Origin of the sequence: Curtobacterium sp. MCSS17_016 (assembly GCF_003234255.2) — a bacterium.
GTDB classification, from domain to species: domain Bacteria; phylum Actinomycetota; class Actinomycetes; order Actinomycetales; family Microbacteriaceae; genus Curtobacterium; species Curtobacterium flaccumfaciens.
Genome location: NZ_CP126254.1, coordinates 268,721 through 280,754, shown reverse-complemented (window position 1 = coordinate 280,754; position 12,034 = coordinate 268,721). Strand labels below are relative to the sequence as shown.

Genomic DNA, 12,034 nt, shown 5'->3' with positions numbered 1-12,034 from the left:
GTCGGGTACGACGTGCGATCACGACGAGGCCAGCCCGGTAACGAGGGGACGAGCGACCGCGGCTAGGGTCCGCGGCGTAGCAAAACGACGATACTTCGACATGGAAGAAACGGGAACACTGGGTCGCGAAACGCGGTGCGCAGCGTTCCGGCGCACGCTTCCTCCGCCCCGATCCGGGTGGCTACTCGGCGCCGCCGCGCTGGACTGCTCGGTACACGGTTGAGCGCGCCACCCCGAACAGCTCCGCGATCTCGCTCGTCGTGTGCCCTCCAGCGCGGTACAACGACACCAGGTGCTTCTCCTGCGAGACGGTGAGCTTTGGCTTCCGGCCTCGAAGCTTGCCGGCTGCTTTCGCGATCGCCATACCCTCACGTGTCCGAGCACGGATGAGGTCAGCTTCGAACTCGGCGACCATCCCCAGCACGTTGAACAGCAGCCGGCCTACCGGGTCGGTCGGGTTGTAGACCGCTCCCCCGAGGTTCAACGCGACGCCCTTCTTCGTGAGCTCGTCAGCGATGTCCGTCGCATCGCGCAGCGATCGGGCAAGCCGGTCGAGCTTGGTCACGACCAATGTGTCCCCCGCGCGGCACGCCGCCAGCGCTTCCCGGAGCCCGGGGCGCGCTCGAGTCGTGCCCGACAATCCGTGATCGACGTGCACGTCCTCGTCAGACACGCCCAGGGTGCGGAGGCCGTCTCGCTGCGCTGCGAGATCTTGGCCGGAAGTCGAAACGCGGGCATAGCCGATGAGCACCGGGCCACTGTAGCGTTTAGACCCCCGTCACCGGGCATTTTTGCGGGACAGGCATACGGGAATCACCGGACCAGTAGTTCACTGGTACTGCTCGCCACGGCAAGGACCGCCAGCGGTGTCCCGATGAACGACCGGCTACCGGGACACCATGGTTTGAGCGGTCGTGCGCTCGCAGGGCGCGAAGTTCGAGGACAGAAAGGCATCGGATGGCTAAGTTCTTCAACTCACCCCTCCGGTCGCAGAGATGGGGCTCGGGGCGGTTTTCGTCATCATGGGCGTCGTCGTCGGACCGGTGGTCGCGGCTCCGGAAGATCGCGTGAATCAAGGACCTCTGAACATGATTCCGACGCCGGTGCTGGTCGGTGTGCTCGTCGTATGTGGGGCCGTCGTGTTCGCGCAAGGGCTCGGCACTTGGATCAAGCGGAAGCGCGGGAGGTAGGGGCCGGTCGAGGATCGGCTATTGGAACACGCTGCGCCTGCGTCCCGTCGTCCAGTCGCTGTGTCTCGGGATGTGACTGGAGCAATCCGGTGGGGCGAGCGTTTCGGGTCCGCGCACCCCACCGGATCAGAAGGCTTGAGCCCCTGACCTCACCGGCTCAGTAAGCCAGTGATGTCAGGGCTCACGATACGGAGGACCACCTCGCTGGCGGAAGGGAATCACGCCCGATTGCGCGAAGCCGCACGACCGCACTGCTCCTCACGGCCGCCCTGCCATCCGATCTCCTTGCAGGGCGAGGCTGCGCAAGCCCTGGCCACGGCTACCCGTGCTCTGCCAGAAGACGCCCTCGCCCCGGCCATGAGCGCTGATTGGCGCCCTGCACGACATCACCTTCTCGCGCAACCCCTAACGCTCGTCGGCGATGTGGTGGACGATGGGCGCCAGCGGACCTTCCGCCGAAGCAGCGACCCGACTGGAGATGCTGCATGAACTGGCAAGAAGTCCTCAACAGCGGCAGAGCCGAGGCCGAAGCCCATCGCCAGCAAGCTGTCCTGGAACGAGCCAGCGCCGCTGGCTACACGCGGAAGGCGAAGACGGCAGCCGACACGGACAGCGGTCTGCTGTGGCTCATGCGCGCCATGCAGCAGCGCTCCGCAGCAGTCAGCAGCGACGCAGCATCGGAGATCAGCGACAGGATCGCTGACCACGCCGAACGCGTACTCCACCCCACCCCATAACTCCACCTCCTCCCCAGCAGTTGCCTGGTCGCCTGCGCGAAGATGAGGGTGTGCGCTGGAGAACCGGATACGAACCCGACGGTGACAACGATCCCGAAGAGGCCATCGTCGAAGCGTCCACATCGGCAGATGCGCTCCATCGGCTCCGTGAAGTCGTTGGCACCGACACTGATGTCATCTACGTCATCCCGGGTCCAGCCGACGCGGAAACGACCGGTGCCACCTACGAGGACTTCCTGACCGACACCACCGACCCAACGGCCTGACCGCAGCCCCGGACGGCGCGCACGCCGCTCGATACCCTCGACTGTGAGCGTGCGAGCACACGCCACGGAACGGATGGCAGGAGCAGGACGATGGACACCTACGAAGGTGCGCCCGATGTCGAGCCAGCACACATCGACACCGTCGCGCGAGCGCGGAAGCAGTGGAAAACCACCGGCGCGACCCAACGAGACTCCGACGGTGGCGACTTCCTCCGCGAGGACAGCCCCGAAGCAATCCGAGAACGACCGTGAGCTGACTTCCAGTCGAACGGGCACGTGCCCCGGTATGGGGTATCGGTCCCCGTTGTCCTCCCAATGCGGACAAGTAAATTTGCCGTCAGCGAGCCGCATCCGATCGCGTTTCCCTGAATCAGGATGGCACAGGGCATCGACGCTCCGACCTTGGAGCGTCCCCCCTGCGTTCCCGTCGGAGCGCGATCGCTCGAGTTGACGGCGCCCGGCGCCTGTCAAGGACCCTTGGGTTCAGCTGGTCGTTGCAACACCACCGTGATTTGGAGTGTTGCAGATGGGATCGAGGCTGGAACAGCGTGCCCGAGAGGCGCGATTCTGGGAGCTACTCGGACAGGGCATGAGCAGGCCAACTGCTTGCGATGCTGTCGGCGTGCATCCACGTCAGGGCTACCGATGGTTCAAAGCCGCTCGCGGGAAGAACCCGTTCGAGCGCGCACCCCGTTCTGGCCGGTTCTTGAGCGAGGAGGAACGGCTCCGGATCGCTGACCTCCGTCTGACCGGTGCCGGGGTTCGCCGGATTGCAGCGGAGCTCGGGCGGGCTCCTTCGACGATCAGTCGAGAGCTGGCCCGGAACAGCTCCCGCAATGGCGATTACCGGCCATACGCGGCCGAGAAGCGGTGCCGCGTCCGAGCGCGCCGGCCTAAGCCGCGGAAGCTGGACCGGGTCGAGCTCGCCCTGCAGGTCGAGTTGCGGTTGGTGCGGAACTGGTCCCCAGAGCAGATCCGTGATGACCTGATTCGGTCCTTCCCGAACCGGCCGGAGATGCACGTGTCGCACGAGACGATCTACCAGTCCCTGTTCGTCCAGGGCCGCGGCCACTTGCGCGCTGACCTCCACAAACACCTCCGCACCGGCCGCGCGATCCGCCGCCATCGGGGCGAGCCCAGGCGGGCGTCGTGGTCGAAGATCCGCGACATGGTCCTGATCAGTGAACGCCCCGCCGAAGCCAATGACCGGGCCGTTCCCGGTCACTGGGAAGGGGATCTGATCGTCGGCACGAACGCGCGCAGTGCCATCGGCACCCTCGTCGAGCGGACCACCCGGTACGTGATGCTGCTGCACCTGCCTGATGGGCACAGCGCCGACGCCGTCCGCGACGCGATGATCCCCACCATTCAAACCCTCCCCGAGCATCTGCGTCGGTCGTTGACGTGGGATCAGGGCACGGAGCTTGCCCGGCACAAGGACATCACTCTCGCCACGGACCTCGCGATCTACTTCTGCGACCCCCACAAGCCGTGGCAGCGCGGCTCGAACGAGAACACCAACGGCCTGCTCCGGCAGTACTTCCCGAAATCCACCGACCTCACCATCCACAGCCCGGAACGACTCCTCGAAGTCGCTACGGAACTCAACGGCAGACCCCGCAAAACGCTCGGCCACCGCACCCCAGCAGAAGCATTCGAGCAGCTACTCTCGGACCCGAAACAACGACCCGTTGCAACGACCCCTTGAAACCGCCACCGGCTATCGGACGGTGTCACGGTCAGTTCGATCGTCTCGGCTACCGCGTCGAACGGCGCTACCGCAGGGCTCTCGTCGGCACCGAGTGACCAGCGTCTGGTGCGGGCGGCGCTTCCAACAGCATCTTCGACCACGGCGCCTGACAAGGGCACACCGACTGCCCCTAAGAGTGCGAGTCCTGCCACGCCGGACGCAACGACAGCTGCTGTGATCGATGAAGAGGTACTGAGCATGTTCCAGTCGTTCTTCGCCGAGCGCGCTATCGCGTCCGCCGATGCCGAGAAGATCTGAATGCCGCGGCTGCGGTCGTTCGGCAGGCGCTTACGTGATGTCTTCCGCGGGCCGGTATTCGTATGACAGTGGGCATGCTGGCGGTTGGATCATGTTGCCTGTGGCGCTCCAGGCCCGGCCGTCGTGCACGAATCGGGCTGGTGGGTCACCGCGGATGATGACCTGGTGGGCGTGTTCGTGTTTGTCGACGAGTGCGAGCGTTCGGACGGTCCCGTTTGGGTCCAGCGTGAGGATTTCCCGGTTCTTCATGATGCTGCCAGCTTTCTGCTCGCCCGATCACCTCGCGCTGCTTACGGCAGACCGATTGATGTGCTCTGGGGGTGGTTTGGACGGTACTGCCAACCGGATGGGTGGCCGTGGACCTCACCCCGGCGGGGACGGAGCGGCCGACGTGTAGGAGGGACGCATGGTTGACGTTGTGGTGGTCGGGCAAGTAGCGCGGGATCTGGTGATCAGTACCGACGCGATCCCCGCCGCTGGCGGCAGCGCACCGGTGCACAAGCGCATCGAGCGGCTCGGCGGGAAAGGCGCCAACCAGGCACTCGGCCTCCACCAACTCGGGTTCAGTACCGCGGTGCTCAGCGTGGTCGGGACGGACCAGGCCGGCACCGACGTACTGAGGGAAGCCGAACGAGAAGGCATCGACGTTACCGGCGTATGCCGACGCGGCCGCACCGCGCTGCTCCTCGACATCGTCGATGCCGAGGAGCAGCGCCGCTTGTTCGAAGACGTCCCCAGTTCAGCGCTGCTGGATATCGACGATCTCCGCGCGGCTGAAGGATTCTTCCGCACGGCGCGGACCGTATGCCTGCAACTCCAGCAACCCGTCGACACGATCCTCGCTGCCGGTGAACTCGGGAAACGCCACGGTGCGCGCCTCGTACTGGATGGTGGAACCCGGGAAGGAGGGGACGCGCTGCTCGAGCTGGCGGATGTGGTCCGTGCCGATGCGACGGAAGCCGAACAGCTCACCGGAGTGCACATCGCTACCAAAGCGGACGCCTCCCACGCCGCCGACCAGATCCTCGGCGCGGGAGTTGAGGTGGTCGCGTTCGATGTTCCCGGGTATGGCAATCTCGTCGCGTGGCGCAACGGACGTCACTTCTACCCCTACGGCGACGTCCCCACGGTCGATCCCACCGGCGCCGGCGACGCGTTCCTCGCTGGCCTCGTCGCCGCCCTCCACCGAGGCCACACGCCCGCCGACGCCGGCACGCTCGCCACCAACGCAGCCGCCACCACCGTGACACACCTGGGCGGACGTCCCGACCTGAGTCGGCTCCGATGAAAGTCCCTCCACGTATACCGCACCAAGTGCTGGTTCCGTGCTGCCGCTGGAATTGGATGGCTGGGGTGGACGCCCGTCTGGTTGTGGACGCTGTCATGTTCGATGCGGACGGCGCGATCGTCGCCATTTGGGGACCCAACGGTGCGTTGGATAGGTCCACTGCGATCGCCTTGTTGCACATCGACGCAGTGCCGTTCTGCATCGGGAACGCCGCTCGAACCAGTGCGCACCTGCTACACCGAGCGGGTGGTCACCTGCACCGCTCCGGCCGATGCGCAACCCCTACCGCTGAGGGACAGCGCGGCGGACGGTGGAGTCGGTGCGGACGTTCCGCAAGCAGCGACCCAATCGGAGGTGCTGCATGAACTGGCAAGAAGTCCTCGACGTCGGCCGAGCCGACGCAGCCGAACGTCGGCGCCAAGCAACACTCGAACGAGCGAACGCCGCCCACTGCAAACGAAGCGAAAGCGGCAACTGACACCGATACCAGCATGGCGTGGCTGATGCGCGCGATGCAACAACGTTCCGCCGCAGTCAGCAGCGACGCAGCATCCGACATCAGCGACCAGATCGTCGACCATGCCGAACGCGTCCTCAGTCCATCAACATGAACAACCGTTTACTCGCCTGAGCGTCCCCTTGAAACCGCCATCAGCACACGCGGACTCGCATCGGGAAACTGCGTTGGGAGAGTTGCCCCACGGGTCAAGTACCGTGCAGGGGTGTCGAGTTCCGGCGTCGTAGAGCGGCGGGTTCGCGTGAGCGCTGCGCTCGTTGTGGCCGCGATGCTGGCCTGGCTGACCCCAGCTTCGGTGGTTGCTGTCCGTCTGGCGTGGACGGATCCTCCTTCTCGAGTGCCCGTGCATTGGACTGGAGCAGGCCCAGATAAATGGGCTTCGGCGGACGCGGCCTTCTGGTCGTCCATCGTGCCGGGCATCGTCGGAGCACTTGTCTGCAGTCTGCTGGTCGTCCCGTTGTCATCGGACACTTCGCGATGGGGCACAGCGATCACGTTCGGGGCGGTGAGCGCGGGAACAGGCATCATCGCGTTCTTCTGGATCGCGATGATGCTCGCCGCTGAAGGAGCGACGGCGCCGTTCCTGGTCCTCCTTGCCCCGTTCGGCCTGGGAGTGCTCGTGTTCGGCCTCTCCTTGCTTGTTCGGACAAAGACCGCCCGGTAGACGATCGGCATCTGAAGCGGGGCCACCGGGAGCGACGTCTGTGGCCCGGGCATGCTCGTTCGCCCGGATCACGATCCCCGATCGGGACGCCGCCAGCTAGCTGTGATGTCCAGGCAGGTTGTTGAGTCTGCTGATGGGTGGGGCTCCGATGGCGGAGTGAGTCCTGTGGTGATTGTAGAAGTGAAGCCAGCCGGGGAGCGCTTGGCGGCGTTCGGTCTCTGAGCCGTAGAACCGTGCGTATGCCCAGCCCTCGCCGAGGGTGCGGTGGAACCGCTCGATCTTCCCGTTCGTCTGTAGTCGGTAGGGGCGGGTTTTCTTCGGTGTGATCCCGAGCACCGAGCATGCGTCGGTCCAAGCGTGGGACTTGTAGGCGGAGCCGTTGTCGGAGAGCACCCGCTCGACCGTGACGCCCCGATCAGCGAACCAGGCAACGGCCCGCTGGAGGACACCGATCGCAGTGACGGCTCTCTCATCGGCATGGATCTCGGCATAGGCGACGCGAGAGCAGTCGTCGATCACGGTGTGAACGAACGCCGTGCCGATCTTCCAGTTGCCCTTGGCGGTCTTGCCTGTCCGAAGCGCTGTGGCGGCTTTGTGTTTGTCGCCTTGCTGCTTCCCAACGAACCGCCAGCCGCCGCCGTCAGGGATGTTCCCGAACTTCGTCACGTCAACGTGGATCATCGCGCCGGGAGTCGCGTGTTCGTAGCGGCGGATCGGTTCCCCGGTGATCCGGTCGATGTGGGAGAGCCGGTTGATGCGGCATCGCACCAGGACGGCATGCACCGTCGACGCCGGTAGCCCCAGCTCGCCGCCGATCTGCACCGGCCCGAGGCGGCGCCGCCACCGCGCTTTCACGATCCGTTTCACCAGTTCCGGCGGCGTCTTCGCAGGCATCCGGTGCGGACGGCTGGACCGATCTGCCATTCCCGGAGCACCATCAGTCCGATATCGGGCAGCCCACTTCCGGGCCGTGATCGGCGACACCATGAACAGCTTCGCTGCAGTCGTCGCGGGCCATCCGCCCTCGACGATCAGCCTGGCGAGACGAAGACGGGCGCGTGGGGTCAGCGCAACGTTAGCGTGGGACACGAAGGCCTCCTGGTCGGTGAAGCGGTCCTTAGACAGCTCCACTCCACCACCGGGAGGCCTTCTTCGATCAGCGCGTCAACGACCGCCCAACGACACAACGTCCCTGGACATCACACCTAGAGGGCGCGCGGCCGGAAGCCCAACGCCTACTGACTGCGAATCCCTTATCGAGGAGGTTCGTGCCGTTGCAACCTCACCGAGATCGATCGATCAATCCCATGAAGTATGCGGGCGCCGGTTTGCCGCGGGTGCCCGCAGCTGAACAGCTCCGCTACCGGCAGCACTGCGGCCGCTGCTGCTTCACCCCGCGTCGCTTAATGCTGCTGCAGCTACCGTGTGTCGTCGCCGTCCCGAATCTCTTCGTGATCTCGCCGGGTGCGTCGTGCAGCTAGTGGCAACCCGATCCAGAGCACGGCAGTGCCGACGAATACCACTGCGCCAGCGATCAGCCCGAGGGAGCGGCCGAGGACGACGTCGAACACGAACAGCACGGTCCCGGCGAACAGCAGGCCGCTGAACACCAGGCATGCCAACAGGACTCTGTTGGCGTACTTGACGAGGTCGTGTTTCTGCCGCTGTCCGAACAGCAGGCGGTGCATCGAAACTGCTCCAAGCGCGAGGACCGTGATCCCGGCAGCGAACACCACTAGCACCAGGTAGATCCCGATCTCGCCATCCCCGAGGGACGTGAACCGTTGCTGGAACGGCAGGGTCAGCAGGAAGCCGGCGAGGATCTGCGTGCCGGTCTGCACAATCCGCAGCTCCTGCTGAATGTCGCGCCAGTTCCGGTCGTACCGCTCCGCGCGCGTCTCGTTCCGACCCGCTTCGAGCCCCTGATCAGTCATTCCCACATGGTGCCCGCTGCCCGGGGCAGCCCTCTCGCAGCACGCCGACCGTTGGTGGGCGAGTTGTGATTCCGCGACTGCAGGGGCTCTACTGGTGACGGTCAACGTCGTGAATATTCCGGCGTGGCGGACAAGCGGGATGGGCTGGGAGGGCGCAGCGTCGCGCCCTCCCAGCCCATCTCACCTCGACCTCTCCGAACCGCAGTGACGAGCCACCCCCGGGAGCGCCGCTACTGAGGAGCGACCCGGGGAGTAGACCGGGGGTGATGAGGGTATGCAACCGAACGGTCAGAGGCACAGCTGGGGCGATGGCCGCATTGGTGGTGATTCTCGCGTTCTCGGGGTGCTCGTCCTCCACCGTGAAGGGTCAGCTCGAGGTGGCGGTGGGGCAGGTCGTTTCGGCGTCCCGGTCCGGGATGCTCGCTCTCGATCAGTACCGGGACGGGAAGACGCTCCCCTCAGCTACCGATACCGCGCTCGAGGACGCGCTGACGGATGTCGCGTCCGAGCAGGCGGAGACCGCAGCCCTGGACGTCTCCACGCCGGCGGAGCGGCGCCTGCAGCAGCACAGCACCCGCGTCACTGATGATGTCGCTGACGCGTTGAGCGGCGCACGGGCGGCACTGTCGAACGGTACTTCCGCCCGGATCGACGCCGCCCGGAAGCAGCTGCGGAAAGCAGACCGAGCTGCAGACGATTGGGCGACGCAGCTGGGGAAGGGTGCGCCGTGAAGAAGCTCCTCGGGCTTGCCCTCGGCATCCTGACCGCGATCGGCGGGTTCGTCGACATCGGCGACCTCGTCACCGGTGCCGTGGTGGGGTCCCGGTTCGGCACCGCCCTGGTGTGGGTCGTCATCGTCGGTGTTGTCGGCATCTGCCTGTTCGCGCAGATGTCCGGACGGGTAACCGCCGTGTCGGGACGGGCGACGTTCGAGATCATCCGGGAGCGTCTCGGACCGCGCGCGGGTTTGGCGAACCTCACGGCATCGTTCCTGATCAACCTGCTCACCCTCACTGCGGAGATCGGCGGTATCGCGTTGGCGTTGCAGCTGGCGTCCGGGATCAGCCCGATGCTCTGGATCCCCGTCGCCGCGGTCGCCGTGTGGATCGTGATCTGGCGGGTGAAGTTCAAGATCCTCGAGAACGTCACCGGCCTCATCGGGCTCGCGCTGATCGGGTTCGCCGTCGCCGCGTTCCTCCTCGGCCCGAACTGGGTGCAGCTCGGTGAGCAGGCGGTGTCGCTGTTCACATCGGGACCGCCGCCGAGTGAGAGCGCGGCGACGTACTGGTACTACGCGATCGCCTTGTTCGGTGCGGCGATGACCCCGTACGAGGTGTTCTTCTTCTCCTCCGGAGCAGTGGAGGAGAAGTGGGGCCCGAAGGACATCAGCCAATCCCGGTTGAACGTGATGGTCGGGTTCCCCCTCGGCGGGCTGCTGTCGATCGCGATCACGGTGTGCGCCGCCGTGGTGTTGCTGCCGCAGAGCATCGAAGTCGCACACCTGTCGCAAGTGGTGCTCCCCGTCGCGCAGGCCGGCGGCCCGGTCCTGTTGATCATCGTGATCCTCGGGATCTTCGCTGCCACGTTCGGCGCTGCGCTGGAGACGACCTTGTCCGCCGGGTACACGATCGCGCAGTTCCGGGGCTGGTCCTGGGGGAAGTTCCGGGCGCCGGCGAAAGCGGCGAAGTTCCATGTGCTGATGATCGTGTGCCTGCTGGTCGGCGTCGGAGTCCTGTTCACCGGAGTCGACCCGGTCGCGGTCACGGAGTTCTCGGTCGTGTTCTCCGCGGTCGCGTTGCCGCTGACGTACCTGCCGATCCTGATCGTCGCGAACGACCCGCAGTACATGGGGAAGTACGTCAACGGCAAACTCACCAACGCGCTGGGATTGGTCTACCTCGGGATCATCATGGTCGCCGCGGTCGCCGCGATCCCGCTGATGATCATCACGAGAGCAGGAGCATGAGACAACGACGCAAACCCGATGACCTGCCGGTGGATCACAGTGCCGCAGGCCGAGTGCTCGACGCGCAGCTGCACCTGCTGGACCGGCAGGTGCAGGACCCCACCGGGGAACCCGTGATGACGGTCGACGACATCGAACTCGACGCCGACGACCTCCGCGACGTGATCGGTGGTGAGGCGCAACCGCGAGTGGTGGCGTTGCTGACCGGCCCCGTCCTCGGCACCCGGATCTTCGGCGGACGTCCGCCACGCTCCCGGTTCGAGAGCGTGCCCTGGCACGACATCACCGACATCGGGATCACAGTCACCACCAGCCGACAGGCTGAGGAGTACGACCTGACCTGGCACGAACGATGGTTCCGACAACACGTCGTCGGTCGGATTCCCGGGGGACGTCATGCTCCTCAGTGACCTCCTCAACCGAACCGTCACCGACGCGGACGGGGCCCGCCTCGGCCGTGTCCTGGATGTCCGGTTCGTGCTCGACGGCCCCGTGGACGGGCAGCTCGCGGCCCCGCAGTTCCACGGGATCCTCGTCTCCCCACGCCGAGCATCAGCGTTCCTTGGATACGAGCGCAGCGACATGCGCGCACCATGGCTCGTCGCCCACTACCTCCACTGGCGCAACCGCGACACCTTCCTAGTGCTCCGGAACGACATCGCCCGGGTCAACACCGACGGGGTCACCTTGCAACCCAACGCGCAGCACTGGTCGCCACAACTCACGACCTGAACAGCCAGAACCACACCGAGGCTGCGTTCCCCAGCGGCAGGACATGCAGTCTTCGAACGAGAAAGGAAAACGTCATGGCGAATGAATCGACCAACGACACTCCGAACACTCCCGACATCAGCGAGACCGAGCTGCGGGCGACCCATGTCGACAAGCTCCGCGAACGAGCGAAGGATGACAGCGTCGGTGCGACGAGCGGGATGAAGAAGGACGAACTCGTCGACGCGATTGTCGATGCCGAAACCAGCGGCGGTAGTGCCGGTAACGGCGACCGAGGCGAGGCTGGTGAGTCCGTCGGCGCTGGTCCGGACGGCGGCGAGGTCCGCCATGGGTCCGAGGAATCGAAGTCGCTCAAGTACTCGCAAGAAGTCACCTCTCCGGATGAGGATCCCGAGCGGGAGGGCCGGAGCCTGGTCACCACGAGCCATGAGGTCATCAAGCAGTGGGCAGAAGCCCGCGGTGGCCGACCCGCGACCGTCGACGGCACCGAGCACGGCGACCACCTCGGGGTGCTCCGGTTCGACTTCGGTGAGCCCACCGACCGGCTGCGCGAGGTCACTTGGGATGACTGGTTCGCGACGTTCGATGACCGCCGGTTGAACTTCATCTACCAGGAACAACGCTCCGACGGTACGCAGTCGAACTTCTTCCGGTTCGACAACCCCGAACGCGAAGACGCCTAACGGACCGACCCGGATTCGCTCCTGGCACCGGCTGCGCTTCCGACGACCT

At 65.7% G+C, this 12,034-nt stretch carries 14 protein-coding genes; 11 read left to right on the top strand and 3 right to left on the bottom strand.

Annotated features, from left to right (window positions below):
* Positions 1-181 precede the first annotated feature (181 nt).
* The gene (locus tag DEJ19_RS01415) at positions 182-751 is read right to left on the bottom strand and encodes a recombinase family protein (protein ID WP_110895127.1); all 570 of its coding nucleotides are present in this window, start codon (positions 749-751) and stop codon (positions 182-184) included.
* A 924-nt stretch (positions 752-1,675) separates the two neighbouring features.
* Here DEJ19_RS01415 and DEJ19_RS01410 point away from each other — a divergent pair.
* From DEJ19_RS01410 to DEJ19_RS01385, 6 genes are all read left to right on the top strand, one after another.
* Positions 1,676-1,927: a hypothetical protein gene (locus DEJ19_RS01410; RefSeq protein ID WP_111233224.1), complete on the top strand. Its 252-nt coding sequence runs from the start codon at positions 1,676-1,678 to the stop codon at positions 1,925-1,927.
* A 50-nt stretch (positions 1,928-1,977) separates the two neighbouring features.
* On the top strand, positions 1,978-2,193 hold the full coding sequence (locus DEJ19_RS01405; protein WP_111233225.1) for a hypothetical protein: 216 nt from the start codon (positions 1,978-1,980) through the stop codon (positions 2,191-2,193).
* A gap of 90 nt (positions 2,194-2,283) precedes the next feature.
* Positions 2,284-2,445 carry a hypothetical protein gene (locus DEJ19_RS01400; RefSeq protein WP_181441524.1) on the top strand — a complete coding sequence of 54 codons (162 nt, stop codon included), beginning with the start codon at positions 2,284-2,286 and terminating at the stop codon, positions 2,443-2,445.
* 337 nt (positions 2,446-2,782) lie between these two features.
* Complete coding sequence (locus tag DEJ19_RS01395) at positions 2,783-3,901, top strand: IS30 family transposase (RefSeq protein ID WP_502869782.1); 1,119 nt, start codon at positions 2,783-2,785, stop codon at positions 3,899-3,901.
* Positions 3,902-4,607: 706 nt separating this feature from the next.
* Positions 4,608-5,489: a PfkB family carbohydrate kinase gene (locus DEJ19_RS01390; protein WP_110894338.1), complete on the top strand. Its 882-nt coding sequence runs from the start codon at positions 4,608-4,610 to the stop codon at positions 5,487-5,489.
* Between the two features lie 722 nt (positions 5,490-6,211).
* Entirely contained in the window at positions 6,212-6,670 is a 459-nt protein-coding gene (locus tag DEJ19_RS01385) for a hypothetical protein (protein WP_146239713.1), read from the top strand.
* Positions 6,671-6,766: 96 nt separating this feature from the next.
* On the opposite strand, the gene DEJ19_RS01380 is transcribed toward DEJ19_RS01385, so the two are convergent.
* Positions 6,767-7,759, bottom strand: a complete 993-nt coding sequence (locus DEJ19_RS01380) for an IS481 family transposase (RefSeq protein ID WP_181421164.1) — start codon at positions 7,757-7,759, stop codon at positions 6,767-6,769.
* Between the two features lie 329 nt (positions 7,760-8,088).
* The gene (locus DEJ19_RS01375; protein WP_258377396.1) at positions 8,089-8,709 is read right to left on the bottom strand and encodes a DUF6328 family protein; all 621 of its coding nucleotides are present in this window, start codon (positions 8,707-8,709) and stop codon (positions 8,089-8,091) included.
* 311 nt (positions 8,710-9,020) lie between these two features.
* Here DEJ19_RS01375 and DEJ19_RS01370 point away from each other — a divergent pair, with 311 nt between their 5' ends.
* From DEJ19_RS01370 to DEJ19_RS01350, 5 genes are all read left to right on the top strand, one after another.
* Positions 9,021-9,335: a hypothetical protein gene (locus DEJ19_RS01370; RefSeq protein WP_284176581.1), complete on the top strand. Its 315-nt coding sequence runs from the start codon at positions 9,021-9,023 to the stop codon at positions 9,333-9,335.
* Positions 9,332-10,570, top strand: a complete 1,239-nt coding sequence (locus tag DEJ19_RS01365) for an NRAMP family divalent metal transporter (protein WP_110894332.1) — start codon at positions 9,332-9,334, stop codon at positions 10,568-10,570. Before DEJ19_RS01370 ends, DEJ19_RS01365 begins: the two co-directional genes overlap by 4 nt.
* 29 nt (positions 10,571-10,599) lie before the next feature.
* Positions 10,600-10,980 carry a hypothetical protein gene (locus DEJ19_RS01360; RefSeq protein ID WP_258366798.1) on the top strand — a complete coding sequence of 127 codons (381 nt, stop codon included), beginning with the start codon at positions 10,600-10,602 and terminating at the stop codon, positions 10,978-10,980.
* Positions 10,967-11,302, top strand: coding sequence for a PRC-barrel domain-containing protein (locus DEJ19_RS01355; RefSeq protein WP_110894328.1), 336 nt, complete (start codon positions 10,967-10,969; stop codon positions 11,300-11,302). Before DEJ19_RS01360 ends, DEJ19_RS01355 begins: the two co-directional genes overlap by 14 nt.
* 74 nt (positions 11,303-11,376) lie before the next feature.
* Positions 11,377-11,985 (top strand): hypothetical protein, encoded by a 609-nt coding sequence (locus tag DEJ19_RS01350; RefSeq protein ID WP_110894327.1) that lies wholly within the window; start codon positions 11,377-11,379, stop codon positions 11,983-11,985.
* The last annotated feature ends 49 nt before the right edge of the window (positions 11,986-12,034 follow it).

Bases quoted from the DNA above. Each gene is read 5' to 3' on its own strand.
- DEJ19_RS01390 (WP_110894338.1), top strand. From the start codon at position 4,608: ATGGTTGACGTTGTGGTGGTCGGGCAAGTAGCGCGGGATCTGGTGATC.
- DEJ19_RS01400 (WP_181441524.1), top strand. From the start codon at position 2,284: ATGGACACCTACGAAGGTGCGCCCGATGTCGAGCCAGCACACATCGAC.
- DEJ19_RS01370 (WP_284176581.1), top strand. From the start codon at position 9,021: ATGCTCGCTCTCGATCAGTACCGGGACGGGAAGACGCTCCCCTCAGCT.
- DEJ19_RS01410 (WP_111233224.1), top strand. From the start codon at position 1,676: ATGAACTGGCAAGAAGTCCTCAACAGCGGCAGAGCCGAGGCCGAAGCC.
- DEJ19_RS01355 (WP_110894328.1), top strand. From the start codon at position 10,967: ATGCTCCTCAGTGACCTCCTCAACCGAACCGTCACCGACGCGGACGGG.
- DEJ19_RS01350 (WP_110894327.1), top strand. From the start codon at position 11,377: ATGGCGAATGAATCGACCAACGACACTCCGAACACTCCCGACATCAGC.
- DEJ19_RS01395 (WP_502869782.1), top strand. From the start codon at position 2,783: ATGAGCAGGCCAACTGCTTGCGATGCTGTCGGCGTGCATCCACGTCAG.